Source organism: Sinorhizobium chiapasense (assembly GCF_045277575.1).
Lineage (GTDB): Bacteria > Pseudomonadota > Alphaproteobacteria > Rhizobiales > Rhizobiaceae > Ensifer > Ensifer chiapasense_A.
Window position 1 is genome coordinate 2,377,601 of sequence record NZ_CP144205.1, and the last position, 24,531, is coordinate 2,402,131.

General features: G+C 63.2%; 20 protein-coding genes. 9 read left to right on the plus strand and 11 right to left on the minus strand.

What is annotated here, in order from left to right:
- Window positions 1-3: 3 nt before the first annotated feature.
- A complete protein-coding gene (locus QM996_RS11565; RefSeq protein WP_500267601.1) occupies window positions 4-456 on the plus strand; it encodes a VOC family protein in 453 nt (150 codons plus the stop codon).
- Window positions 457-504: 48 nt separating this feature from the next.
- On the opposite strand, the gene QM996_RS11570 is transcribed toward QM996_RS11565, so the two are convergent.
- Window positions 505-1,074 (minus strand): transglycosylase SLT domain-containing protein, encoded by a 570-nt coding sequence (locus tag QM996_RS11570; protein WP_483503788.1) that lies wholly within the window; start codon window positions 1,072-1,074, stop codon window positions 505-507.
- A gap of 87 nt (window positions 1,075-1,161) precedes the next feature.
- Between QM996_RS11570 and QM996_RS11575 the strand changes: the two genes are divergently transcribed.
- Window positions 1,162-1,977 carry a DUF8605 domain-containing protein gene (locus QM996_RS11575; protein ID WP_500267602.1) on the plus strand — a complete coding sequence of 272 codons (816 nt, stop codon included), beginning with the start codon at window positions 1,162-1,164 and terminating at the stop codon, window positions 1,975-1,977.
- Window positions 1,978-2,004: 27 nt separating this feature from the next.
- On the opposite strand, the gene QM996_RS11580 is transcribed toward QM996_RS11575, so the two are convergent.
- Both QM996_RS11580 and rpoD read right to left on the minus strand, forming a co-directional pair.
- Entirely contained in the window at window positions 2,005-2,298 is a 294-nt protein-coding gene (locus QM996_RS11580) for a GYD domain-containing protein (RefSeq protein WP_500267603.1), read from the minus strand.
- A 225-nt stretch (window positions 2,299-2,523) separates the two neighbouring features.
- Window positions 2,524-4,581: an RNA polymerase sigma factor RpoD gene (gene rpoD, locus QM996_RS11585; protein WP_429806327.1), complete on the minus strand. Its 2,058-nt coding sequence runs from the start codon at window positions 4,579-4,581 to the stop codon at window positions 2,524-2,526.
- Window positions 4,582-5,260: 679 nt separating this feature from the next.
- On the opposite strand from rpoD, the gene QM996_RS11590 reads away from it, so the two are divergent.
- Complete coding sequence (locus QM996_RS11590; protein ID WP_500267604.1) at window positions 5,261-5,719, plus strand: GyrI-like domain-containing protein; 459 nt, start codon at window positions 5,261-5,263, stop codon at window positions 5,717-5,719.
- 36 nt (window positions 5,720-5,755) lie between these two features.
- On the opposite strand, the gene tdh is transcribed toward QM996_RS11590, so the two are convergent.
- The 3 genes from tdh to recQ all read right to left on the minus strand — a co-directional run bounded on the left by tdh (window position 5,756) and on the right by recQ (window position 10,692).
- Entirely contained in the window at window positions 5,756-6,790 is a 1,035-nt protein-coding gene (gene tdh, locus QM996_RS11595; RefSeq protein ID WP_500267605.1) for an L-threonine 3-dehydrogenase, read from the minus strand.
- A 238-nt stretch (window positions 6,791-7,028) separates the two neighbouring features.
- Entirely contained in the window at window positions 7,029-8,216 is a 1,188-nt protein-coding gene (locus QM996_RS11600; protein ID WP_500267606.1) for a PLP-dependent aspartate aminotransferase family protein, read from the minus strand.
- Window positions 8,217-8,814: 598 nt separating this feature from the next.
- On the minus strand, window positions 8,815-10,692 hold the full coding sequence (gene recQ / locus QM996_RS11605; RefSeq protein ID WP_500267607.1) for a RecQ family ATP-dependent DNA helicase: 1,878 nt from the start codon (window positions 10,690-10,692) through the stop codon (window positions 8,815-8,817).
- A gap of 202 nt (window positions 10,693-10,894) precedes the next feature.
- On the opposite strand from recQ, the gene QM996_RS11610 reads away from it, so the two are divergent.
- On the plus strand, window positions 10,895-11,734 hold the full coding sequence (locus tag QM996_RS11610) for a glycosyl transferase (protein ID WP_500267608.1): 840 nt from the start codon (window positions 10,895-10,897) through the stop codon (window positions 11,732-11,734).
- Between the two features lie 55 nt (window positions 11,735-11,789).
- On the opposite strand, the gene dnaG is transcribed toward QM996_RS11610, so the two are convergent.
- Both dnaG and QM996_RS11620 read right to left on the minus strand, forming a co-directional pair.
- Window positions 11,790-13,802, minus strand: a complete 2,013-nt coding sequence (gene dnaG / locus QM996_RS11615) for a DNA primase (RefSeq protein WP_500267609.1) — start codon at window positions 13,800-13,802, stop codon at window positions 11,790-11,792.
- A gap of 335 nt (window positions 13,803-14,137) precedes the next feature.
- Window positions 14,138-14,587: a GatB/YqeY domain-containing protein gene (locus QM996_RS11620; RefSeq protein WP_500267610.1), complete on the minus strand. Its 450-nt coding sequence runs from the start codon at window positions 14,585-14,587 to the stop codon at window positions 14,138-14,140.
- Window positions 14,588-14,914: 327 nt separating this feature from the next.
- Between QM996_RS11620 and carA the strand changes: the two genes are divergently transcribed.
- Together carA and QM996_RS11630 are read left to right on the plus strand one after the other, a co-directional pair.
- Window positions 14,915-16,120, plus strand: coding sequence for a carbamoyl-phosphate synthase small subunit (gene carA / locus QM996_RS11625; protein ID WP_500267611.1), 1,206 nt, complete (start codon window positions 14,915-14,917; stop codon window positions 16,118-16,120).
- Between the two features lie 136 nt (window positions 16,121-16,256).
- Window positions 16,257-16,895, plus strand: a complete 639-nt coding sequence (locus QM996_RS11630) for a glutathione S-transferase family protein (RefSeq protein WP_500267612.1) — start codon at window positions 16,257-16,259, stop codon at window positions 16,893-16,895.
- Between the two features lie 30 nt (window positions 16,896-16,925).
- On the opposite strand, the gene QM996_RS11635 is transcribed toward QM996_RS11630, so the two are convergent.
- Both QM996_RS11635 and QM996_RS11640 read right to left on the minus strand, forming a co-directional pair.
- Window positions 16,926-17,813 carry a LysR family transcriptional regulator domain-containing protein gene (locus QM996_RS11635; RefSeq protein ID WP_500270297.1) on the minus strand — a complete coding sequence of 296 codons (888 nt, stop codon included), beginning with the start codon at window positions 17,811-17,813 and terminating at the stop codon, window positions 16,926-16,928.
- Between the two features lie 256 nt (window positions 17,814-18,069).
- Complete coding sequence (locus tag QM996_RS11640; protein WP_500267613.1) at window positions 18,070-19,272, minus strand: pyridoxal phosphate-dependent aminotransferase; 1,203 nt, start codon at window positions 19,270-19,272, stop codon at window positions 18,070-18,072.
- A gap of 461 nt (window positions 19,273-19,733) precedes the next feature.
- Here QM996_RS11640 and QM996_RS11645 point away from each other — a divergent pair, with 461 nt between their 5' ends.
- From QM996_RS11645 to QM996_RS11655, 3 genes are all read left to right on the plus strand, one after another.
- Window positions 19,734-22,088: a marine proteobacterial sortase target protein gene (locus QM996_RS11645; RefSeq protein WP_500267614.1), complete on the plus strand. Its 2,355-nt coding sequence runs from the start codon at window positions 19,734-19,736 to the stop codon at window positions 22,086-22,088.
- Window positions 22,060-22,746, plus strand: coding sequence for a class GN sortase (locus QM996_RS11650; RefSeq protein WP_500267615.1), 687 nt, complete (start codon window positions 22,060-22,062; stop codon window positions 22,744-22,746). The genes QM996_RS11645 and QM996_RS11650 overlap by 29 nt, the downstream gene beginning before the upstream one ends.
- A gap of 83 nt (window positions 22,747-22,829) precedes the next feature.
- The gene (locus QM996_RS11655; protein ID WP_500267616.1) at window positions 22,830-24,017 is read left to right on the plus strand and encodes a PQQ-dependent sugar dehydrogenase; all 1,188 of its coding nucleotides are present in this window, start codon (window positions 22,830-22,832) and stop codon (window positions 24,015-24,017) included.
- 23 nt (window positions 24,018-24,040) lie between these two features.
- Here QM996_RS11655 and QM996_RS11660 read toward each other — a convergent pair whose 3' ends face one another.
- Window positions 24,041-24,472 (minus strand): hypothetical protein, encoded by a 432-nt coding sequence (locus tag QM996_RS11660; protein WP_500267617.1) that lies wholly within the window; start codon window positions 24,470-24,472, stop codon window positions 24,041-24,043.
- Window positions 24,473-24,531 lie beyond the last annotated feature (59 nt).

Below are 24,531 nucleotides of genomic sequence, written 5' to 3' on the forward strand. Positions count from 1 at the left end.
TCCATGCAGAAGATCACGCCCTTTCTCTGGTTCGACGATCAACTGGAGGAAGCCATCGGCTTCTACACCTCCATCTTTCGCGACGCCCGCGTCACCGACATCAACAGGGGTCCGGATGGCAAGGCCTTCACCGCGAGCTTCGAAATCGAAGGGCAGCATTTCATGGGCTTGAACGGCGGCCCGCATTTCAAGTTCAGCGAGGCGGTATCGTTTTTCGTGCGCTGCGCCGACCAGGCGGAGGTCGACTATTATTGGAACCGATTGCTCGAAGGCGGCACGCCGCAGCGTTGCGGCTGGCTGAAGGACAAGTTCGGCCTTGCCTGGCAGATCATTCCCGACGCGCTGATGCGGCACCTCAGCGATCCCGATCCGGCACGCGCCGCCCGCGCCCAGCAGGCGATGATGGGCATGGTCAAGATCGATGTCGCCAAACTCGAGCGGGCAGCGGCGGGATAGAGCAATTCCCACCCGCCTGTGCAACAGGTGCTCGGTCCGTGGAGCTGGTCAGCTGCCGCAGCCGCGCAGCTGCTGGCTATAGACCGAGGCCATGCCGGCTGCCCGTTTGGCTCCGGTCTTGGCCGTTTCGCTCCAGTTGCCGCGGGCATAGCCGGCATGGCCGTGGTAGTAGGCGATATAGAGCCGGTAGGCGTCGTTGAGCGCGATGCCGTTCTGCTGTGCGCTTTCGCGGTGGTACCAGGCGATGAAGCGGATGGCGTCGCCGAAGTCCGAGCGTCGCGCCGCCCAGCGGCCGGTCTCGCTCTGGTAGCGCGCCCAGGTGCCATCGAGCGCCTGGGAGTAGCCGTAGGCGGTCGAAACGCGCGTCCAGGGAATGAAACCGAAAAGCTTGGTGCGCGGCGGCCGCGCATTATGGCGGAAGCCGGACTCGGTATAGATCGTCGCCATCAGGATCGGCACGGGCACGCCATATTCGCGCTCGGCGCTATAGGCGGCACGGCGCCAATTGTTGAATAGGCCATCTCGCTGCTCGAAAACCGCGCAGGCATTCCGGGTGTCTCTCGGCACCGTTCCGCAGCCGGCCAGCAACAGGAGGACGACGACAAAAACGCAACGCATCGTAGAACCTCGGGTTTCCGAGAGATTGATAAAGTGTAAACGTTAAGGATCTCTTTTGATTCAAAGGCGAACGATTGGGAGAACGGCATGACGATGTCACGGGTGCTGCTGCCGTTCCTGTTCGCCGTAAGCCTTGGCGGCGCGGCAAATGTCGACGACATCGATCGGCTTTATCAAAGCGACGCCATCGTCACCGGCACCGGCGAGGTCAACCGGCAGATCGGTTTTCGCGCGTGCCTGAGTGAAGTTTTGGTCAAGCTCTCGGGTGATCCGACGATCCTCGACGCGCCCGGCTTCGCCGTGCTCGAGGCCGAGGCCGGCAGCTTCGTCTCGTCCTTTTCCTACCGCGACCGGCTCGAAGGCGTCCCGATCCACGACGAACAGGGCACTCACGATCGCCCGCACGATCTGACCTGCCGTTACGAGCCGGCGACGCTCGACCCGCTTCTTGCAAAGCTCGGCCGAAAACCATGGCTTGAACCTCGCCCGGTGATCACCGTCTTGCTGGCGGTTAAGGATCAGAGACGCCGTTTCGTCCTGGCGCGCGACGGCGACGAAAGCCCCTATATGGCGGACTCGCTCCGCGCGGCCGCGGCACCGCTGGCGCTTTCCGTCGCCCTGCCGGACAGGGCGACCGTCGCCGATGGAGCGCTGGACTTTGCCGCGATATCCCAAGCGAACCCGGAAAAATTCACCAGACCCGCGATGCTTAGCAAGCGGGATGTGACGCTTGCCGGCACACTGGTCTGGTCTGATCAAGCCCGCGGCTGGATCGCCAACTGGCGGATGGCGTCGGGCGGCAAAAGTCACGCGTGGCAGATCAGCGGCGTCAGCTTCGACGACGCATTTCGCAACGCGCTACGCGGTGCGGCCCGCATCCTCTCCGGAAACGGGTCGCCCTGAGCAGTTCCGCTGTCGCTGCCCTTCAGCCTATCCGAGCGAGGTAATCAGTTCGCGATAGGCCGCCTCGGGAAATGCCTTCAGCGTGGTCGAGCGCACATTGCCGGCCATGCCGAGCGTCAGCGCAAAGCGCGCGGCGACCGCATCATCCGGTGCCTCGACGACGGCCACCATGTCGTAGTCACCCATGGTCAGGAAGAAATGCTTGAAGGAGCCGCCCATCTCACCGAGCACCTGTCTTGCCGCGTCGAGCCGCTTCGGGGACTCGCGCACATTCTTGATACCCTGCTCGGTCCAGTTGAGGAGCATGACATAAGTGGTCATCCTACACCTCCATGGGGCACGTTTCACGCCCGCGGTGCGATTGCTCCCGCGTCTCAGACGGGGTGCCCCAATTGCTCCGAAAGCGCGAATATACTCCTGGGCGCAGAGCCTCACAATAAAGCACATGGGTGAGGCAGAAACGAAAAAGCCGAGCACATGGCCCGGCCTTTCTGATTTTCGATGTTGCCCGACTTTAGCGAGGAACGAGCGCAGCTTGCAACTTGCTTAGCTGTCCAGGAAGCTTCTGAGCTTCCTGGAGCGGCTCGGATGCTTGAGCTTGCGGAGCGCCTTCGCTTCGATCTGGCGGATACGTTCGCGGGTGACCGAGAACTGCTGGCCAACCTCTTCGAGCGTATGGTCGGTGTTCATGCCGATGCCGAAGCGCATGCGCAGCACGCGCTCTTCGCGCGGCGTCAGCGAGGCGAGCACGCGGGTCGTCGTCTCGCGCAGGTTCGCCTGGATGGCAGCGTCGATCGGCAGCAGCGCGTTCTTGTCCTCGATGAAATCGCCGAGGTGCGAATCTTCTTCGTCACCGACGGGCGTTTCGAGCGAGATCGGCTCCTTGGCGATCTTCAGGACCTTGCGGACCTTTTCGAGCGGCATCGCGAGCTTTTCGGCCAGTTCTTCCGGCGTCGGCTCGCGGCCGATCTCGTGCAGCATCTGGCGCGAGGTACGGACGATCTTGTTGATCGTCTCGATCATGTGCACCGGAATACGGATCGTGCGGGCCTGGTCGGCGATCGACCGGGTGATCGCCTGACGGATCCACCAGGTGGCGTAGGTCGAGAACTTGTAGCCACGGCGGTATTCGAACTTGTCGACCGCCTTCATCAGGCCGATGTTGCCTTCCTGGATCAGATCGAGGAACTGCAGGCCGCGGTTGGTGTACTTCTTGGCGATGGAGATGACAAGGCGCAGGTTCGCTTCGACCATTTCCTTCTTGGCGATACGCGCTTCGCGCTCGCCCTTCTGCACCATGGAGACGATCCGGCGGAACTCGGCGATCGAGATGCCGGTTTCGGTGGCGAGGTTCTGGATCTCCTGGCGGATGTCGCGGATCGTCTGGTTTTCGCTCTTGGCGAATTCCTTCCAGCCCTTGCCGGCGAGGTTGCTGATCGACTTCATCCAGTTCGGGTCGAGTTCGGCGCCCGAATACTGCTCCAGGAACGAGTCGCGCTTGACGCCGTAGGATTCGGCAAGCCGCAGCAGGCGGCCTTCGTTCTGCATCAGGCGCTTGGAGATGTCGTAAAGCTGCTCGACCAGGCTGTCGACGCGGTTCTGGTTGAGCGACAGCGACTTGACCGCCTTGATCAGCTCGTCCTTGAGCTCCTTGTAGCGGCGCTCCTGGGCGGGCGAAAGCGTGCCGGTGGCAGCAAGACGGGCTTCCACCTGCTGGTCCTGCAGCTTGCGCAGCTTCTTGTAGGTCTCGGCGATGATGTCGAGGGTTTCCATGACCTGCGGGCGCAGTTCCGCTTCCATGGCGGCGAGCGAGAGGTTCGACTCGTCGTCGTCCTCCTCTTCCTCCTCGACCGGCATGGCATCGCCGCCGACATTGGTGATGTCGTCGTCGTTGGCGGCCGTGCGCACCTTGCGGGTCTTTTCCTTTTCCTCGGCGGCCTTGCGGTCAGCCTCGATCTTTTCCGGGCTCTGGAACTGCGGCGCAGCCTTGGCCTCGGGACCGGAATAGGTGGTTTCGAGATCGATGATCTCGCGCAGCAGCGTCTGGCCTTCGTTCAGTTCGTCGCGCCAGATGATCAGCGCCTGGAAGGTCAGCGGGCTCTCGCAGAGACCGGCGATCATCGTTTCGCGGCCAGCCTCGATGCGCTTGGCAATCGCGATTTCGCCTTCGCGGGAGAGGAGCTCGACCGAGCCCATTTCGCGCAGGTACATGCGGACCGGATCGTCGGTACGATCGGTCGGTTCCTTCTTCTTGCTGGTCGCGAGCGCCGTGCCGCCGGAAGGCGCAAGTTCGCCGCCTTCGCTGTCGCCGTCGTCGTCGCCGGCCTCGTCGTCACCGCCACCGGCCGCCTCTTCGGCTTCCTCGTCCTCGATCACGTTGATGCCCATGTCGGACAGCATCGCCATCGTGTCTTCGATCTGTTCGGAGGTGACTTCCTCGGACGGAAGGACGGAATTCAACTCGTCCATCGTCACGTAGCCGCGCTTCTTGGCGGCCTTGATCATCTTCTTGACAGCGTCGTCGGAAAGATCGAGAAGCGGACCGTCCGGAGCACCTTCGCGTTCTACGTCAGCTTCTTCGTTTTCTTTGACTTTGGTTGCCATTTAGTTCGTCGCTTTCCTTGTCGCAACCGGCGTTAAGTCCGGTGCCAATGCCGCTCGAAGGTTCGGGCACGCCGCGTACCCGCCACCGAATCATTTCCCCTGACGTAACGGGATGATGTTTAATTCCTGTTTAACCACGAGTGCGATCGTGGCAAGCGGGCAAGCTCCGACAGTCCTGCCACTGAAACGCCTCTGGCATGATTCCCTAACCGCCGTGTCACTTCGCCATTTCTTATTCGGAAATGGTGATTCCCATAATTTTCGATCCCGTCAAGCATTTCCGCTGAAAAACCGGCTGATTCGGCAAAAATCGCCGTTCCTATCGCTTTTTGGGGTTTATCAGCTTCCGCTGAAGATGTAGGCGCTGCCCGCCAAAAGACAAGGGTACCCGCGATTTAATCGGCAAGGTCCCGTTGTGCCATATCCGTACCCGCAACCAGGGCTTCATCTTCCCTTTGTTGCCCAACCGCGCGGCCGTCGTATTTGACGATCTTGGCGGCCTTCAGATCGAACTCCGGCAGGCAGAGCCTCCAGGCAAGCGAGGGGCGTGGCGCCGAGCACGCAAAACAATTTCCCGAAAGCCTCGTTTCTGCCGAAAGTTCGCAAGTTTATTCCGGCTTTTTGCTTGCGCGCGACCCGACCGCGGTCGACCTTCGCCGCCGATCTCATGGAGGCTCAAATGCTCATCAAGGAAACCGACGCCATGCGCGTGCTGTCGATCGCACGGCGCCTCACCATTCCCGATGTCAAAAATGAAAGCACCGCACTGGCGCCTGTCATCGAGGCGGAGATAGAGCGCGCCGGAATGACGCCCGCCGGGCCCTGGATCTTCATCGCACAGAACCTGCCGAAAAACGCCAAGACCCGGTTCGACTGGCGCATCTGCCGCCCGGTTAAGGGCGGCGACGACTATCGCGGCGAGCTCGACCTGATCGATCTCGAGCCGATCATGGTGGCGTCAACCCTGCATCAGGGGCCGATGCGCAGCCTTTTCACCCAGGGCTACGCGCCGCTCGTCGAGGAGATCGAGATGAGCAGGCACAATTTCTCCGGCGAGAGCCGCGAAATCTATCATCGCTGGGCGGGCCAAGGCGCCCGCTACCATGAGATCGAGATCCAGTTCGGCCTCGCCAACTGAGCCGCCGCGCATCGCCTGCACGACGGCCCATGAGGCTTACCAGTCCATCACGACCTTGCCGGAATTGCCGGAGCGCATGGCCTCGAAACCGTCGCGGAACTCGTCGATCTTGATGCGGTGGGTGATGACCGGGGAAAGGTCGAGCCCGCCCTGGACGAAGGCGATCATCTTGTACCAGGTCTCGAACATCTCGCGGCCGTAGATGCCCTTGAGGTTCAGCATCTTGAAGATCACCTTGTTCCAGTCGATCTCGAAGCCGGCCGGCGCAATGCCGAGGATGGCGATCTTGCCGCCATTGTTCATCTTGTCGATCATGTCGCGGAAGGCCGGCGCGGCACCGGACATTTCCAGCCCGACGTCGAAACCCTCGGTCATGCCGATCGCCTTCATCACGTCGGTTAGGTTTTCTTTCGACGCGTCGACGACGTAATCGATGCCGACGCTTTTCGCGAGCGCCAGCCGCGTCGGGTTGATGTCGGTGATGACCACCTTGCGGGCGCCGGAGCGCTTGGCGACCAGCGCCCCCATGATGCCGATCGGCCCGGCGCCGGTGACGAGCACGTCCTCGCCGACGAGATCGAAGGACAGCGCCGTGTGCACGGCATTGCCGAACGGGTCGAAGATCGCCGCGATCTCATCGGGCACGTCGTCCGGGATCGGCACGACGTTGTATTCCGGCAGGCAGACGAACTCGCCGAAGGAGCCCGGCCGGTTGACGCCGACGCCCAGCGTGTTGCGGCACAGATGGCCGCGGCCGGCACGGCAGTTGCGGCACTTGCCGCAGACGATATGCCCCTCGCCCGACACCCGTTCGCCGACATGGTACTTGGTGACGGCCGAACCGACCTCGGCAATCTCGCCCATGAACTCATGGCCGACGACCATCGGTACCGGTATCGTCTTCTGCGCCCACTGATCCCAGTTCCAGATGTGCACGTCGGTGCCGCAGATCGCCGATTTCTTGACCTTGATCAGCACGTCGTTCGGGCCGATCTCCGGCACCGGCACGCGCTCCATCCAGAGACCTTCTTCCGGCTTCGACTTGACCAGCGCCTTCATCATGTTCGTCATTTGATTGCCTCCACCAAACCTTCTCTGGGGTTTGCCCCGCATCCACCGGCAAGCGCTTGCCCCTCATCCGCCCGGTGAGGGCTTGCCCCTCATCCGGCTGCCGCCACCTTCTCCCCGTCGAGACGGGGAGAAGGGATATGCCGCACCCTTTAACCCCATCTCCAAGCGTCCGCCGGGCACGTCCCCTCTCCCCGCCTGCGGGGAGAGGGCTAGGTGAGGGGCTGAAGCCCACGTTCCCTCAGATCACCCCGAGCTCGCGGCCGACCTCTTCGAAGGCGGCGATTGCCCGGCGCACGTCGTTTTCGCTGTGCGCCGCCGACATCTGCGTGCGGATGCGCGCCTGCCCCTTCGGCACGACCGGGAAGGAGAAGCCGATGACATAGACGCCCTTCTTCAGCATGCGTGCCGCCATCTCCTGGGCGAGCGCCGCATCGCCGAGCATGACCGGGATGATCGGATGCCCCTCGCCGGCAAGCGTGAAGCCGAGCTTCGACATTTCGGTGCGGAACAGCGCCGCATTGGCATAGAGCCGCTCGCGCAGCGCATCGCCGTTCTCGATCAGATCGAAGACCTTGAGCGACGCCGCAGCAATCACCGGCGCCAGCGTGTTGGAGAACAGATAGGGGCGCGAACGCTGCCGGAGCCAGTCGACGACCTCGGCCTTGGCCGCGGTATAGCCGCCGGAGGCGCCGCCGAGCGCCTTGCCGAGCGTGCCGGTGATGATGTCGACCCGGCCTTCGACGCCGCAGTGCTCCGCCGAGCCGCGGCCATTCGTGCCGACGAAGCCGACCGCATGGCTGTCGTCGACCATGACCATGGCGCCGTATTTGTCGGCGAGGTCGCAGACCCCTTTGAGATTGGCGATGATGCCGTCCATCGAGAACACGCCGTCGGTGGCGATCAGCTTGAAACGGCTGCCTTCGGCCTTCTTCAGTTCCTCCTCCAGCGCCGCCATGTCGTTGTTGGCATAGCGGAAGCGCTTGGCCTTGGAGAGGCGCACACCGTCGATGATCGAGGCATGGTTGAGCGCGTCGGAGATGATCGCGTCCTCTTCGCTAAGCAGCGTTTCGAACAGGCCGCCATTGGCATCGAAACAGGAGGAATAGAGGATCGTGTCTTCCATGCCGAGGAAGGAGGAGATGCGGGCCTCGAGTTGCTTATGCTCCTCCTGCGTGCCGCAGATGAAGCGCACCGACGCCATGCCGTAGCCGTAGCGGTCGAGCGCCTTCTTGCCGGCCTCGGCGAGCTCCTCGTTATCGGCAAGGCCGAGATAGTTGTTGGCGCAGAAGTTGAGCACGCGGTCGCCCGAGGCGACCTCGATTTCACCCGCCTGCTTCGAGGTGATGACACGCTCGGACTTGTAAAGCCCGGCCGTCTTCAGGCCCTCGAGTTCGGAACGAAGATGAGACAGAAAGGCTGAAGTCATGGCCGCTCTCGCTGTAAGATAACATCGCGTACCTGACGAGTATCATGACGGCTTTTGACTTGCAGCAAAATCCCACGCTCTCCGGGATCGAGCGCGAAAACGACAGGGCATTTCACGGCGCGATGGCGAGGCGGACATATTGTGTCGCGCCGGATGCGCTGCGTGACATATTCTGTCTGGCACCGAAAGTGGTTAGCGGGATCATCACTTCTCTCGCGGCGCCGCGTCGGCCGCGTGAGAGGCAGAGCGGCCCGAACAGAGTGCAGAAAGCGCACCATACAGCTACTAAATTAACGGTAGTAGGCACCCCTGCTGGACGCGGCGTAGTAGCATGGGTAACATTCGCTTCTACAGGAGACCCCAAATGATTTCTCGTATCGTATCAATCCTTCGCCCGATTTGTGTGGCAGCGACGATTACTCTGGCCGCTGTCATGATCTTATGCTTTTGGGGCTGGGAGATCGTCACCTGGGACACTTTCTGGAAGCTATTCTTCTCCTACGTAGCGCTGATGGTTTCCTCAACTTTAATTTGCTACATTGACGACCCAACCCGCATTACGGGCCGTAGATGAGACGCGACCCTGCGGTCAGTCCCCTCATCCGTCCACATATCCATCGATGACCGCCAGAAACGCTTCGCCGTAGCGCTCGCGCTTGCTTTCGCCGATGCCGGGGATGTCGAGCAGTTCATCGAAGTCGCGCGGGCGCTCCTTGGCGAGCGCGATCAAGGTCGCGTCGGGGAAGACGACGTAGGGTGGGACATTCAGCTCCTTGGCGATCGAGAAACGCTCGGCGCGCAGCAGTTCGAACAGTTCGAGATCGGAGCCGGCAAGGTCGGCGCGCTCGCGTTGCGAGCCCGATTTTGCGCCCCGCGCGGCCTTGCCGGAGGTCGGACGGTCCTTGCGGAATAACACCTGACGTTCGCGCTTGAAGACGGCGCGCGCCTCCGGTTCCAGCTTCATCGCGCCGAAGGCCGTGTGATCGACGCTGATCAGCCCAGCCGCCAGCAACTGCCGGAAGACCGATTGCCAGGTGCGGGCCGGAAGATCCTTGCCGGCGCCGAAGACCGGCATATCGACATGGCCGAAGCGCTCGGTCTTCTCATTGACCGTCCCCATCAGCACATCGATCACATGGCCGGTGCCGAAGCGCTCGCCGGTGCGATAGACCGCCGCCAGCGCCTTAATCGCGGCTTCCGTTCCGTCCCAAGTCTCGACCGGCTTCAGGCAGGTGTCGCAATGGCCGCAGCGCCCGGGATGGGCTTCGCCGAAATGCGCGAGGATCGCCTGGCGGCGGCAGCCGGCAGTCTCGCAGATCGCGAGCAGTGCATTGAGCTTGCTGCGCTCGATGCGCTTGATGTCGTCTGCCGCCCCGCCCTCGTCGATCATGCGGCGGCGTTGCAGCACGTCGGCCATGCCATAGGCCATCCAGACCTCCGACGGCTGGCCGTCACGCCCGGCGCGCCCGGTCTCCTGGTAATAGGCCTCCACCGATCCTGGCAGATCGAGATGGGCGACATAGCGCACGTCGGGCTTGTCGATGCCCATGCCGAAGGCGACGGTCGCAACAAGGCAGAGGCTCTCCTCTTTCAGAAACGCGTCCTGATGCTTGTCCCTGAGCGTCCGGTCCATGCCGGCATGATAGGGCAGCGCCCGGATGCCCTGGGCGTTCAGCCACTCGGCCGTATCCTCGACCTTCGCCCGCGACAGGCAGTAGACGATGCCGGAGGCACCCTTGAAGCGCGAGAGGAAGCGCAGCAATTGCTGGCGCGGCTGGTCGCGCTCGACGATTTCATAGGCGATGTTCGGCCGGTCGAAGCTGGTGGTGAAGACCTTGGCGTTGGTCAGCGCCAGCCGCTCGACGATGTCGTCGCGCGTGTGTGGATCGGCAGTCGCCGTCAGGGCGATGCGCGGCACGCCGGGATAACGTTCCGCCAGCAACCCGAGCGCGCGGTACTCCGGGCGAAAATCATGGCCCCATTGCGAAACGCAATGGGCCTCGTCGATGGCGAACAGCGCGATGCGGGCATCGCCGAGGAGATCGGCGAAACCGTCGGTGACGATCCGCTCCGGCGTCACATAGAGAAGGTCGAGCGTGCCGTCGTAGATCTGCCGCCGCACGGCGATCGCTTCCTCGCGGGTCAGCGACGAGTTGAGGGCCGCGGCATTGACGCCGAGCTGCCTCAGCGCCTCCACCTGATCGCGCATCAGCGCAATCAATGGCGAGACGACGATGCCGAGCCCGGGACGGCAGAGCGCCGGGATCTGGAAGCAGAGCGATTTTCCCGCTCCGGTCGGAAAGAGAACGACGGCATCGCCGCCCCCTGTCACATGCTCGACCACTTCCTGCTGTCTGCCGCGAAAGGCGGAATAACCATAGACGCGCTTCAGCACATCGAGCGGCGCCGGGCCGGCGTCGTCGAAGAGATGGCTGGCAGCGCTTGCGGCGCGCTTCGCCCTTTCGACAAACTCCATCACGTCTCCTTCATGGGAATCACTGCCTGCAATCATCGCAGGATGCGACCGCAATGCCATAGCCGTCAGGGCAAATGAAGAGAACGCTGCGATAATCCCGCGCGATCAGCAGGCTTTCCAAGGTGGGGGATTGAGCCTTTTGCCAGCTTGACCTTGACAACGCACCGGTACTTTAGTGGCTCGCAAAAATCAGGAAGTCATCATGGCGAACATTTTAGCGGCGAGCGGCGGCGTCAAGCAGATCATCTGCATCAACTGGGGTACGAAGTACGGCGCTCCGTTCATCAACCGGCTTTATGCCATGGTGGCGCGCAACATCACCCCGCCCTTCACCTTCACCTGTTTCACCGACAGTTTCGAAGGGCTGCGCCCGGAAATTCTCTGCGAAGACCTGCCGCCGCTCAACATCGCGGACATGCCCACGAACACGCCGGGCATCTGGCAGAAGTCGCGGCTGTGGGGACCGAGGCTCGGCAATCTCAAGGGCCCGGTTCTCTTTCTCGACCTCGACCTCGTCATTGTCGGATCGCTCGATTCCTTCTTCGAGCTCGGCGAACCCGATGACGTGATTCTTGCCAGAAACCAGACGACACCCTTCGAGCGCCTCGGCCAGACCTCGCTGTTCCGCTTCCCGGTGGGAAAGCTCGTGCCGCTGCAGCAGAAATTTGCCGCCAATCCGCAGGCGATTGCCGACGAATACCGCTTCGAGCAGCGTTTCGTCACGCGCAATGCGCCCGGTGGCGTGAAGCTCTTCCCAAGGCGCTGGGTGCTGCATTTCCGGCAGGACTGTCATTGGACCTTCCCGCTCAATTACTTCTTCGCGCCGCGCCTGCCGTCCGATGCGCGCGTGGTGCTTTTCCCGCGCAGCCTGCTGCCGCAACATGCGATCGATGGGCAATATGGCTATCGCGGCCGCGTCGACACGCCGCTTGGACATATTCGCCGTCTGTTCAACGGCGACCGCCGTGAGAAGAACCCGTTCCGCTACCTGCGCCACTATATCCGCCCTGCTCCCTGGGTGGCCGAACATTGGCGCGAATAGTCGGCATTCCGTTAAGATCGGACCGGGTTTTGGCAAGGCGGCGCAGTTTTTCGCATTAGCGCGCCGCCGGCCCCTTCACGCGGCCGGAAAGCACCCCGAAACCCTCGATGATCGCTTCCTGGTTTTCAAGCCGCGTCACTTCGAGCTGCACTTCCTGAAGCGTGCGCAGCAATTGCGGCACAGCCTCGAGGTCGCCTTCTTCAGTGGCATGCGCAAGCTCACGCTCCAGTTCACGTCGCTGCCAGTGCAGCGCCTTGGACCGCTGGTGCAAGGCCAGGGCCTGCAGATAGCCTTCGCGGGCATCCTCGGGTGCGGCCGCCGTCGTCGCGGTCCAGAGCCGCGCATAGCGGATCTGCTGGTCGATCGCGCCGATCAGCGTACCAAAGCCTTCCGCCTCCAATTGCTCGATCAGGCCTTCGCGCGTCAGGCGCGGCCCGTGCGCGGCAGCAGCATTCAGCACCGCCGCCCAGCAGCGCTGCAGATCGCGATGGTCGAACTCGATCGTCGAGATCTCGTCATACTCGTCGAACAGCAATTGCGGGTGGTTGACGATGGTGAGCGCCAGCACGCTTTCGCGCAGGAGCGGCGCAATCTGCTGCCCGCTGACGAGCGAAGACCGCGCCAGCCGATCGGAAATCGCCGTGGGTCCGGCCGCATTCGGCCCTCTTGGCCCGCCGGCGCCACGCGGTCCGCCGCCTTGCCGGCCGCCACGCTCGAAGGGACGCCGCTCGCCCCGCCCCGATCCTGACGATTGCAGGAAGGCGTTCAGGCGGTCCCGCATGTCCTGGCCATAGTGGCGGCGCACGCTTTCGTCGGCGATGACGGCAGTCACCTGCTTCAACCGCGCTTCGAGTTCGGCGCGCTTTTCCGGCGTGTCGAAGGATCCGCCCTGGATCTCGCGCTGCCAGACCATGTCGGCAAGCGACCGTGCATTGGCGAGCACCTTGTCGAAGGGCGCGCGGCCCTCGTGGCGCACCAGATCGTCCGGGTCCTTGCCGTCGGGCAACATGGCGAAACGCACCGAGCGCCCCGGCTTCAGATGTGGCAGCGCCAGGTCGACGCCGCGGTTGGCGGCACGGATGCCGGCGCCATCGCCATCGAAGCAGAGCACTGGCTGCGACGTCATCTTCCAGAGCAGGTCGAGCTGGTTTTCAGTCAGGGCCGTGCCAAGCGGCGCGACCGCGTTCTCGACGCCCGCCTGATGCAGCGCGATCACGTCCATGTAGCCTTCGACGGCGATGATCGTTCCGGCGGCATCGTCAGGCCCCGCGTCACCCAGGCGGGACGCGCCTTGCGCCGCGCGGCGGGCGCGGGCGAAATTGTAGAGCACATTGCCCTTGTGGAAGAGCTCGGTCTCGTTCGAGTTCAAGTATTTCGCCGGCGCATCCGGCGACATGGCGCGGCCGCCGAAGGCGATGACCTTCTCGCGGGACGACAGGATCGGAAACATGATGCGGTCGCGGAAACGGTCGTAGGAAACGGGCACATCAGGCCCATACACGACGAGGCCGCAGGCCTCGATCTGCTCCTTGCCGACGCCCTTGCCGGCCAGAAATTCCTTGAGCGCATTGCGGCTGTCGGGCGCATAGCCGAGACGAAAGGTCTCGATCGTGCGGCCCGTCAACCCGCGCTCGCGCAGATAGGCGCGCGCCTTGGCGCCGTTGGCGGTCTGGAGCTGATCCTCGAAAAACTGAGTCGCCAGTTCCATGACGTCGAGAAGGCTGGTGCGCTCCTTCTCCCGCCGCTCGGCCTGCGGGTCGGGCTGCGGCATGGCAACGCCCGCCATGTCGGCGATCTGCTGCACGGCTTCCGGGAAGCTCAAGCCTTCGAGGTCGGTGAGGAAGCGAAAATGGTCACCGGAAACGCCGCAGCCGAAACAATGATAGCGGCCCTTGCGGTCCTCGCAGTGGAAGCTCGGCGACTTCTCCCCGTGAAAGGGGCAACAGGCCCAATAGTCGCCGCGCGAAACATTGGTCTTGCGCCGGTCCCAGGCGACGCGCTTGGCGATCACGTCCGAAATCGGCACGCGATCGCGTATCTCGTCAAGGAAGGACTGTGAAAAGCGCATCAATACCTCTGGATCGCAGCGAGCCTGGTGCGATCCAGGTTCATCGCGATGGATTGCGAAGCGGACGGGTCGCAGACAAGGCATCCTACGCTCGCCCACGCGCGATCGCCCATATAAGCAGCATGCCGCGAGGAAGCCACCGCTTCCACCCGCGTTTCACGCTATTCACAGATCAAGCGATCGCCGACGACGGCGAGAAAGCGTGCCCGCCTCTTTCGAGACGGGCCTGCTGCATGTCTCCTTTAATCGTAGCCGGTTAAAGGACAAAGACATCCAGCAATTCAAAGTGCTACAGCGACCTTTGCGCGTCTGATAAGACGCGCGGCTCTGTAGGATTACTTCAGCAGTTCCTTCACCAGGCCGGAAGCCTTGGCGAAGTCCATCTGGCCGGGATAGCGCTCCTTGAGCACGTTCATGCACTTCCCCATATCGCGCAGGCCCTGTGCGCCGGTTTCCTGGATGACAGCAGTGCAAAGCTCGCGAACCTTTTCTTCCGACAATTGGGCCGGAAGGAACTGGTTGATGATGCCGATTTCCTGGCGCTCCTGCTCGGCAAGCTCCGGCCGGCCGCCCTCGTCGTAGATGCGGGCCGATTCCTCGCGCTGCTTGATCATCTTGGCGAGGATCTGCAGGATCTCGTCATCGCTGACCGGGTCCTTGCCCTGGCCGCGATTGGCGATGTCCCGGTCCTTGATCGCCGCCTGGATCAGCCGCACGGTCGAGGTACGCCGTGCGTCCTTGGCTTTCAGGGCTTCCTTCAGTGCGTCAGCGAACTGGTCGCGCATGTTCATACTCCATGTCAAAACCGGCCCGCGGTGCTCTGCCCGGAACCGGTTCGAAACCATCATTGTTGTCGTCGTCTTAAACCAGTGTGACAGGCGCAATCAAACGGAATACGCAACCGCTTGAATTATAAGGAATCTTATTTCCTGACAATTCACAGCGGCCGGTTGACCCGGATAAGCGCTTTGGGTATTTTCCCGCACCTGCACAACATCGGCATGAGAGCACTTTCCGCGGGGTTTCCGCGCGTCCATGCCTGAGCACATGAAATGGCGATCGACCGCCGGGCTTTCAAGCCCCGCGCTTCACGCCGCAACGGGATAGGAACGATGACCGCGACACCCGCATGGACCACTGAAAAACCAACCGCAATGCTCGTTCTGGCCGACGGCACCGTGATCGAAGGCAAGGGCATCGGCGCGACCGGCAAGGTGCAGGCGGAAGTCTGCTTCAACACCGCACTCACCGGCTACCAGGAAATCCTGACGGACCCTTCCTATCTCGGCCAGATCGTCACCTTCACCTTCCCGCATATCGGCAACATCGGCGCCAATGACGAGGATATCGAAGACCTGACGCCGGCAGCCCGCCACGGCGCGGTCGGCGTCATCTTCAAGGCCGACATCACCGAGCCGTCCAACTACCGCGCCGCCAAGCACCTCGACGCCTGGCTGAAGGCGCGCGGCATCATCGGCCTCTGCGGCATCGACACCCGTGCGCTCACCGCCTGGATCCGCGAGAACGGCATGCCGAACGCCGTCATCGCCCACGACCCCGCAGGCGTCTTCGACATCGAAACGCTGAAGGCCGAAGCCAAGGCCTGGAGCGGCCTCGAAGGCCTCGACCTTGCCAAGGTTGCAACTTCGGGCCAGTCTTCGCGCTGGGACGAGAAGCCCTGGGTCTGGAATGAAGGCTATTCGACGCTCGGCGAAACCGATGCGGCCTACCACATCGTCGCGCTCGACTACGGCGTGAAGCGCAACATCCTGCGCCTCTTTGCCGGCCTCAACGCCCGCGTCACCGTCATGCCGGCCTCGACCAGCGCCGATGAAGTGCTGGCGCAGAAGCCGGACGGCATCTTCCTGTCCAACGGCCCGGGCGACCCGGCGGCAACCGGCGAATACGCCGTGCCGGTCATCCAGGACCTGCTGAAAACCGACATCCCGGTCTTCGGCATCTGCCTCGGACACCAGATGCTGGCACTTGCCCTCGGCGGTAAGACCGAAAAGATGCACCAGGGTCACCACGGCGCCAACCATCCGGTCAAGGACCACACGACAGGCAAGGTCGAGATCGTCTCGATGAACCACGGCTTCGCGGTGGATTCGAAGTCTCTGCCGGATGGCGTTGAAGAGACTCACATTTCGCTCTTCGACGGCACCAATTGCGGCCTGCGCGTTGCCGGCAAGCCGGTCTTCTCCGTCCAGCATCACCCGGAAGCTTCGCCGGGCCCGCAGGACAGCCACTATCTCTTCCGCCGCTTCATGAACCTGGTGCGCGAGAAGAAGGGCGAACCGGCACTCGCCGAGCGTTGACGGAACCCGACAGAAGCGGTAGGGCCGCGTCCCTGCCGGCATAGGATCAAACCCCTCTTGGCACTTGCCGGGAGGGGTTTTTTATGTCCGACATATCTGTGCGTACCGCAGGACCATTGCTGGAAGGGAGCAGGTCATGGCCAGTCCCGTTGTGTTCGGCGCCGACTACAGCGTCTATGTCAGAACCGTTCGCTTGACGCTCGAGGAAAAGGGCGTCGCCTATCGGCTGGTGCCCATCGACGTCTTTGCCGAGGGCGGTCCCCCGCGCGACTATCTTGAGCGTCAGCCGTTTGGCCGCATTCCCGCCTTCGAACATGACGGCTTCAGGCTCTATGAGACGGGCGCGATCATTCGCTACGTCGATGAGGCCTTCGAGGGGCCGGCGCTCCAGGCTACGGATTTGCGGCAAAGGGCCCGCGGCAACCAGATCATCAGCATGATGGACGCCTATGGCTACCCGGTCATGGTGTGGGGCATCTACGTCGAGCGGATATCGAAGCCCGCTGAAGGCGACCTGACCGACGAAGCGCGCATTGCAGAAAACCTCCCGAAGGCCGCCACCCTGCTCAAGGCGCTGAGCGACCTCACGCAGGACGCACCCTGGCTTACGGGCGATCGGCTGACCTTGGCCGATCTGCACACGGCTTCGGTGTTCGCCTATTTCCTCCTGACCCCGGAGGGCCAGACGCTCATCAGGGACTATCCCAATCTGGCGGACTGGTGGTCTCGAATGACCGAACGGCCTAGCCTGTTGACGACGAAACCCTCGGGGTGAAGGCAGCGTCAGCCGTTTCCTGGCCGGGGATCACGCGCCGAGCCGCTCGGCGATGAATTCGACGACCGTGCGGACCGAGGGAAGCTGGCCGCGCCGATGCGGCATCAAAAGCGTCGTCGTCACCAGCCCCGCCTGCCAATCGGGCAGTACCTGCACGAGGCTGCCATCGTCGATTTCGGCGCGGCAGAGCTTGTGCGGCAGGGCGGTGATGCCGAGGCCGGCAAGCGCCGCCTCGAGGAGAACGCGGGACTCGTCGGCGACGAAGCGCTGCTTCGGGCGCACAGAGGCGGCAACGCCATCCTGATTGTGAAGCGTCCAGCCATCGCTTGCGAGCGACGTCAGCAAGCCGTCATGGTCGTTGAGATCGCCGGGTTGGCGTGGCGTCCCGCGCCGGGCGAGATAGCCGGGCGCAGCAACCAGCCAGATGACTTCGCGGGCAACCCGCCGCTGGACGAGACCGGAATCCGGCAAGGGCGCGAAATGATCGCGCACCGCAATATCGAAGCCTTCCTGGATGAGATCGACGAAGCGGTCGGTCGCGTGCAGCACCACCCGCATCTTGGGATAGGCCAGTGCCAGTTGCGGCAGCAGCCCGGCAAGCGTGATCTGCGCCGTCGGCACCGAGGCGGTGATGCGCACGGTGCCGCTCGGCTCCGCAAGCCTGCCCTTGACGACGGCCTCCGCGGCTTCCGCCTCGATCAGCATCGCGGCCGCGTGGCGATAGAAGTCCTCGCCGATCTCGGTCACGGTGAAACGCCGGGACGTGCGATTGATGAGACGGACGCCAAGCCTTTTCTCAAGCTCCGCCACGCGCTTGCTGAGCGTCGACTTCGGCACGTTGAGGACACGCGCCGCCGGCGCAAAGCCCCTGTGGTCGACGACATGGGCGAAGATGACGAAGTCGTTGAGATTGCGCATCATGGCTCGCCTCCTGTCCATAGGCGTGGACGATATATCCACGACGGCGCCAGATCCGCAACGTCGTCCACCAAACTCACCCGGCCATTGGATCGGGGCGATCTTCGAAGGAAGATCCGGCGGAAGAAATGATTCTGTTTTCAGCGACTTGGCCGGCCGATTTGAATCGGATTGCTCGCGCCTTCTATCAAAGCACGAACGAAAAAGGGCCCGCCGGAGACGGCAGGCCCACTGTTTGTCTCGGCGTCGGCCGAGCTTACTTGCAGGCGGCGCAGAAGCGCTGGATGCGGCGGCAGGCCTCTTCGAGCTGGGCTTCCGAGGTCGCATAGGAGATGCGGAAGTTCGGGCCGAGACCGAAGGCCGAGCCGTGCACCACGGCAACGCCTTCGGCTTCCAGCAGTTCGGAGACGAAGTCTTCGTCCGTCTCGATGACCTTGCCCGACGGCGCGGTCTTGCCGATCAGGCCGGCGCAGGACGGGTAGACGTAGAAGGCGCCTTCCGGCGTCGGGCACGCAATGCCCTTGGCCTGGTTCAGCATCGACACCACGAGATCGCGACGGCCTTCGAAGATCTTCTTGTTCTCAGGTATGAAGTCCTGCGTGCCGTTCAGCGCCTCGACGGCAGCCCACTGCGCGATCGAGGTGGCGCCCGAGGTCTGCTGGCCCTGGATCATGTCCATGGCCTTGATGAGCGGCAAGGGGCCGGCGGCATAGCCGATGCGCCAGCCGGTCATGGCATAGGCCTTGGAAACGCCGTTCATCGTGAGCGTGCGGTCGTAAAGGCCGGGCTCGACTTCGACCGGGGTCGCGAACTTGAAGTCGCCATAGGTCAGGTGCTCGTACATGTCGTCGGTGAGGATCCAGACATGCGGGTGCTTCATCAGCACGTCGGTCAGCGCCTTGAGTTCCGCATGCGAATAGGCAGCGCCCGACGGGTTGGAGGGCGAGTTGAAGACGAACCACTTGGTCTTCGGCGTGATCGCCTTTTCGAGATCCTCGGCCTTGAGCTTGAAGTTGTTTTCCTGCTTGGTCGAGACGAAGACCGGCGTGCCGCCGCAAAGCGCCACCATTTCTGGATAGGAAACCCAGTAGGGTGCCGGGATGACGACTTCATCGCCCGCGTTCAGCGTCGCCATGAAGGCGTTGAAAAGAATCTGCTTTCCGCCGGTGCCGACGATCGTCTGGGCAGCCGTGTAGTCGAGGTTGTTCTCGCGCTTGAACTTCTTGGCGATGGCTTCGCGCAGTTCCGGAATGCCGGAGACCGGCGTGTACTTCGTCTCGCCGCGGTTGATCGCGTCGATCGCAGCCTTCTTGATATTGTCGGGCGTATCGAAGTCCGGCTCCCCGGCGCCGAGGCCGATCACATCGCGGCCTTTCGCTTTCAGCTCACGGGCTTTCTGCGAAACGGCGATGGTGGCGGAAGGCTTTACACGGGAAAGGGCATCGGCAAGGAAGGCCATGGGTGAAGGTCCTGATCGTTTCGAGACGAGGTGATCGCTACGGAACGTAAAAAGCCAGGCTCCATAGCGGTTAGGTCTATGTCGAAAGACGCCGGGTCTTGCAAGCGCCGGAACGGCAAAAACGCCGGAAACGCGGGCAAAAAGCGTCACCATGACAAAGTTTCATGAGTGCGATCAGCGCCGTCGATGGCGCGCTTAGGCCCCGAACGATGCCCGGCCGTGCGTCGACCGCAACGAAAAACGGAATTATGGCCACCGTTTGAACGACCACGAAACGTATCGGCCGGAAACGGTTGTTGATCGCGATTTATTCAAAAAAATCAGCGCAATCCCGCAATTTTTCAAATGCCATAATTTAGCCATCACAACTGTCGCGGAACGCCGCAATTCCGTCCTGCAAGAGCCGGTTTCCGGGCCTCTTCTTCGATCATCCGAACACATTCGCATGACGGGGGTATGCAATGTTTCTCGACGACGAAATTGCCTCATTGAAGACCGCACGGAATGAAGCGCGCTGGGGCATGTATCTGGCGATCGCCGCGCTCGCTGCCTGCATCCTGATGCTCATCGGCCTGATGACGCAGGTCGCCGCCGAGACAGCCAGCGCCGAGCCCCAGAAGATGGCCGGCTATGTTCGCCCCAACGATCTGGGCACCGGCGCCCTGCTCTTCCCGTCAAAGGAACCCGGTTATTTCGTCGAAGCGCCGAGGCTGGCGACGGACGTGACGATCGACGTCAACGGCCCGATCATGCGCACCCGTGTCACCCAGCGCTTCGAGAACCCCAGCAAGGGCTGGGTCGAAGGTACCTATGTCTTTCCGCTTCCCGAGGACTCGGCCGTCGATACGCTGAAGATGCAGATCGGTGACCGCTTCATCGAGGGCCAGATAAAGCCGCGCCAGGCCGCCAAGGAAATCTACGAGCAGGCCAAGGTCGAGGGCAAGAAGGCGGCTCTGCTGGAGCAGCAGCGCCCGAACATCTTCACCAACCAGGTCGCTAATATCGGCCCCGGCGAGACGGTCGTCGTGCAGATCGAGTACCAGAGCGCTGTGCGCCAGTCGAACGGGCTCTATTCGCTGCGCTTCCCGATGGTCGTGGCACCCCGCTACAACCCGCAACCGATCGTTCAGACCGTCGATCTCGACAGCCGCACCGGTTATGCCGTCAACGACCCGGTTCCCGATCGCGAAAAGATCGAGGCCCCGGTTCTCGACCCCAAGGAGAACGCCAAGGTCAACCCCGTCACGCTGACGGTAAACCTCAAGGCAGGCTTCCCGCTCGGCGAGGTGAAATCCGCCTACCACGACGTCGATATCGCCAACCTCGACGATCTCAGCCGCCGCGTCACGTTGAAGGGCAATAGTGTTCCAGCCGACCGCGACTTCGAGCTCACCTGGAAGGCGATCGAGGGCAAGAGCCCCTATGCCGGTCTTTTCCGGGAGACGATGGGCAACAAGACCTATTTGCTCTCCTTCGTGACGCCGCCGGTCGCAGCAGCCGACGCCGGCGCCAAACCGGTCAAGCGCGAGATCGTTTTCGTCATCGACAATTCCGGCTCCATGGCCGGCCCCTCGATGGAGCAGGCCAAGGAGAGCCTGGCCCTGGCGATCTCGAGGCTGAAGCCCGAGGACCGTTTCAACGTCATCCGCTTCGACGACACGATGACCGTGCATTTCCCTGATCTCGTCGAGGCGACGCCGGACAAGCGCGAGGATGCGATCGCCTATGTCCGAGGCCTGACCGCCGACGGCGGTACGGAAATGCTGCCGGCGCTCGAAGCGGCGCTGCGCAGCCAGGGTCCGGTCCAGGCCGGCGCCCTTCGCCAGGTCGTCTTCCTGACCGACGGTGCGATCGGCAACGAGACGCAGCTCTTCGACGAGATCCAGAAGAACCGTGGCGACGCCCGTGTCTTTACCGTCGGCATCGGCTCGGCCCCGAATAGCCATTTCATGACCAAGGCCGCCGAATACGGCCGCGGCAGCTTCACGCTGATCGGCTCGGAAAACCAGGTGGCCGAGCGCATGGGTGAGCTTTTCACCAAGCTCGAAAGGCCTGCGATGACCGATATCTCCGCGAGCTTTGAGGGCGCATCGGCAAGCGACATCACGCCGAACCCGATGCCCGATCTCTACCGCGGCGAACCGGTGGTGCTGACGGCCGAACTCGACGGCACCGCACCCGAGGGCAAGCTGCAGATCCTCGGCAAGGCCGGCGACCAGCCCTGGCGGGTCGAGATGGACATCGCCAAGGCCTCAACCGGTCAGGGCATCGCCAAGCTCTGGGCGCGTCGCAAGATCGACGACCTCGAGGCAAGCGCCGCTTCGATTGCCGACCCCGCCACGCTCGACAAGCGGATCGAGACCGTCGCACTCGCCCACCACCTCGTTTCCCGCGTCACCAGCCTCGTCGCGGTCGATGCTACGCCGTCGCGCCCGGCCGGCGAGCCGCAGGCCGAAACGAAGCTGCCGCTCAACCTTCCGGCCGGCTGGGACTTCGGCAAGGTCTTTGGCGAAAAGCCCACTGGGAGCCCCCCCGGCAAGATCGACGAACGCGACGCGGCGATCGAAAGCCGGACCAAGCTTGCTATGGCGACAGCAGACCGCATGCTGGCGGCCCCGACGGCGCGTGCAGCCGGTCTGATCGCCGAGGCCAACAATCAGGTAAACCTGCCGCAGACGGCAACGGAAGCGGACAAGCAGATCCTGATCGGCCTGATGCTGCTGGCTTTCGCCCTCCTCGCCGGCACGACGTTCGTCTTCTGGCGCGCGCCGATCGCCGCCGTCGTGCTTGCGGGAGTGCGCCGTCGTGGCCGCTGACAGCCAAAAGCCCGAGCCTCGTCCGGGCTTTCTCGCCCGCCTCTCGGCGGTCGAAACGATCGTGCTCGCGGTGATCGCCCTCATCGCCCTCGCCGGCCTGATGCTGATCGGCAAGGGCTTCTACATGAAGGCCAAGGCCGAAGTCTCGCAGGTTCTTCTGAAGCGCACCTTCGAGGCGCAACTGCACGGCAACCCGGATGGCAAGCCCTGGCCCTGGGCCGACTTCCAGACCGCCGCGGAAATCACCGCGCCGCGATTGAACCGTTCCGCGATCGTGCTCGAAGGCGCCAGCGGCGAGGCGCTCGCCTTCGGCCCGGCCTGGCTGACGACGACACCCCTGCCCGGCGACGAAGGCACCTCCGTCATCGCCGCCCACCGCGACACGCATTTCCGATGGCTGAAGGACGTCAACCCCGGCGATCTCCTGGTGCTGACACGCAAGGATGGCCGGCGCTTCCTGTTCCGGGCCGGCGAGAGCCGCGTCGCCCGCTGGGACGAAAGCGGCATCAATGCATCGGCCACCGGCCACCATCTGGCGCTCGCCACCTGCTGGCCCTTCGATGCGGTCGAACAGGGGCCGATGCGCTACATCGTCAATGCCGATCTCATCGGCGAACAACGGCCTGCGCCGCTGACGACGGGCTCGATCTCGAAATAAACCGCTTTTGATCGGATGTGACTTGAACCGCCTCGTCTCCCGCTCCAGCTTGCCTGTTGAACGAATCGGCCCGGAGAAGCGGAATGCGGCGAGCGGATGCAGAAGCGTCGAAACACTTGAGTAAGCGGCGGCATATCCCGGCGCTCGCCGTGCTCGTTGCTCTGGCCACGATCGTCGCGCCTTCCGGCGCCAGTTCCCAGGAGGCGCGTGAATTCCCGAGCCAGCACGGCACTCTGCGGGTCGAAACCTTGGCAACCGGCCTCGAACACCCCTGGTCCGTCGAAGCGCTTCCCGGCGGCGGCCTGATCGTCAGCGAACGTCCCGGCCGGTTGAGGATCCTGCGCGATGGCAAGCTGTCGAAACCGCTGAAGGGCGTGCCTGAAGTCGCCGAGCGTGGCCAGGGCGGCCTCCTCGACATCGCCCTCGACCCCGGCTTCGCCGAGAACAGGACGCTCTATCTGACCTTGGCCGCCAACGGCAAAGGCGGCTATGGCACCGCCGTCGTGCGGGCAAAACTGGCCGATGACGAGAGCGGCCTTGCCGACGTCAAGGAACTCTTCCGGATGAAGAAATTCACCGGCAAGGGACAGCATTTCGGTTCCCGTATCGCAATCGCAGCCGACGGCAGCCTGTTCTTCGGCATCGGCGACCGCGGCGAAGGCGATCGCGCCCAGGACCCGCGTGATCATGCCGGTGCCATCCTGCACATCAACGCCGATGGCAGCATTCCCGGATCGAACCCCTATCGCGGCGGCACCGGGGGGCTGGCGGAGATCTGGTCGAAGGGCCACCGCAATCCCCAGGGCATCGCCTTCGACCCGAAGGACGGCACGCTGCTGACCGTCGAGCACGGCGCCCGCGGTGGCGACGAGGTCAACAATCCGCAGGCCGGCCACAACTACGGCTGGCCGATCATCACCTACGGCAAGGACTATTCCGGCGCCGAGATTGGCGAAGGCACCGCGAAGGAAGGCCTCGACCAGCCCCTCTTCTATTGGGATCCCTCGATCGCCCCCGGCGCGCTTGCCGTCTATCGCGGCAAGATGTTTCCTGAGTGGGACGGTGACCTGTTGGTCGCCGCGCTGAAGTACCAGCTTCTCGTCCGCCTGGAGCGTGACGACAGCGGCGTCATCGGCTCCGAAGAGCGACTGTTCGACGGCGAGTTCGGCCGCATCCGCGACGTGGTCGTCGCGCCGGACGGTGCATTGCTGATGGTGACCGACGAGGAGGACGGCGCCGTTCTGCGGGTCTCCAAGGGTGCGACGCAATAGGAATTCAGGCCTTCGCTCCCGCTTCACGACAGCCGGTCGCGAAACTCCCTGCGGAACATGAACTTCAGCCCGGACCAGACCGCATCGACGGCGCAGACCTTCACGTCGACGAGACCGAGCGGCAGGAAGACGTCGCGCAGCACATCCTCCGTCAAGGTCGTCGGCACCTTCGATGCCTTCTTCGGCCAGGAAATCCAGAGCATGCCGTCAGGCCTCAGCCGGGCCGCAACCTCCGGCGCCAAGTCATCCAATAGGGACCTCTCAGTCTCGAACACATGGATATAGTCGTAGCTGCGCCCGGCGATGCGACTGATCGAGCTTTCGCAGGTCGAGAATCCGGAAAAGTCCGTGATTTCCCCGAGCCCGGGCGGAACGCCGAGAAGCAGCGCCGCCTGCCCGTCCTTCAAACCCAGCTTGCGGGCAAGCGGGGTGCCGGAATATCCGCTGTCATTCATCGCCATCTCCGAGCACCATGAACGCCGACGATGAGCCTTGCCCGCCCAGAACGCAACTG

Bases quoted from the DNA above. Each gene is read 5' to 3' on its own strand.
- QM996_RS11565 (WP_500267601.1), top strand. From the start codon at position 4: ATGCAGAAGATCACGCCCTTTCTCTGGTTCGACGATCAACTGGAGGAA.
- QM996_RS11570 (WP_483503788.1), bottom strand. From the start codon at position 1,074: ATGCGTTGCGTTTTTGTCGTCGTCCTCCTGTTGCTGGCCGGCTGCGGA.
- QM996_RS11575 (WP_500267602.1), top strand. From the start codon at position 1,162: ATGACGATGTCACGGGTGCTGCTGCCGTTCCTGTTCGCCGTAAGCCTT.
- QM996_RS11580 (WP_500267603.1), bottom strand. From the start codon at position 2,298: ATGACCACTTATGTCATGCTCCTCAACTGGACCGAGCAGGGTATCAAG.
- rpoD (WP_429806327.1), bottom strand. From the start codon at position 4,581: ATGGCAACCAAAGTCAAAGAAAACGAAGAAGCTGACGTAGAACGCGAA.
- QM996_RS11590 (WP_500267604.1), top strand. From the start codon at position 5,261: ATGCTCATCAAGGAAACCGACGCCATGCGCGTGCTGTCGATCGCACGG.
- tdh (WP_500267605.1), bottom strand. From the start codon at position 6,790: ATGACGAACATGATGAAGGCGCTGGTCAAGTCGAAGCCGGAAGAAGGT.
- QM996_RS11600 (WP_500267606.1), bottom strand. From the start codon at position 8,216: ATGACTTCAGCCTTTCTGTCTCATCTTCGTTCCGAACTCGAGGGCCTG.
- recQ (WP_500267607.1), bottom strand. From the start codon at position 10,692: ATGGAGTTTGTCGAAAGGGCGAAGCGCGCCGCAAGCGCTGCCAGCCAT.
- QM996_RS11610 (WP_500267608.1), top strand. From the start codon at position 10,895: ATGGCGAACATTTTAGCGGCGAGCGGCGGCGTCAAGCAGATCATCTGC.
- dnaG (WP_500267609.1), bottom strand. From the start codon at position 13,802: ATGCGCTTTTCACAGTCCTTCCTTGACGAGATACGCGATCGCGTGCCG.
- QM996_RS11620 (WP_500267610.1), bottom strand. From the start codon at position 14,587: ATGCGCGACCAGTTCGCTGACGCACTGAAGGAAGCCCTGAAAGCCAAG.
- carA (WP_500267611.1), top strand. From the start codon at position 14,915: ATGACCGCGACACCCGCATGGACCACTGAAAAACCAACCGCAATGCTC.
- QM996_RS11630 (WP_500267612.1), top strand. From the start codon at position 16,257: ATGGCCAGTCCCGTTGTGTTCGGCGCCGACTACAGCGTCTATGTCAGA.
- QM996_RS11635 (WP_500270297.1), bottom strand. From the start codon at position 17,813: ATGCGCAATCTCAACGACTTCGTCATCTTCGCCCATGTCGTCGACCAC.
- QM996_RS11640 (WP_500267613.1), bottom strand. From the start codon at position 19,272: ATGGCCTTCCTTGCCGATGCCCTTTCCCGTGTAAAGCCTTCCGCCACC.
- QM996_RS11645 (WP_500267614.1), top strand. From the start codon at position 19,734: ATGTTTCTCGACGACGAAATTGCCTCATTGAAGACCGCACGGAATGAA.
- QM996_RS11655 (WP_500267616.1), top strand. From the start codon at position 22,830: ATGCGGCGAGCGGATGCAGAAGCGTCGAAACACTTGAGTAAGCGGCGG.
- QM996_RS11660 (WP_500267617.1), bottom strand. From the start codon at position 24,472: ATGAATGACAGCGGATATTCCGGCACCCCGCTTGCCCGCAAGCTGGGT.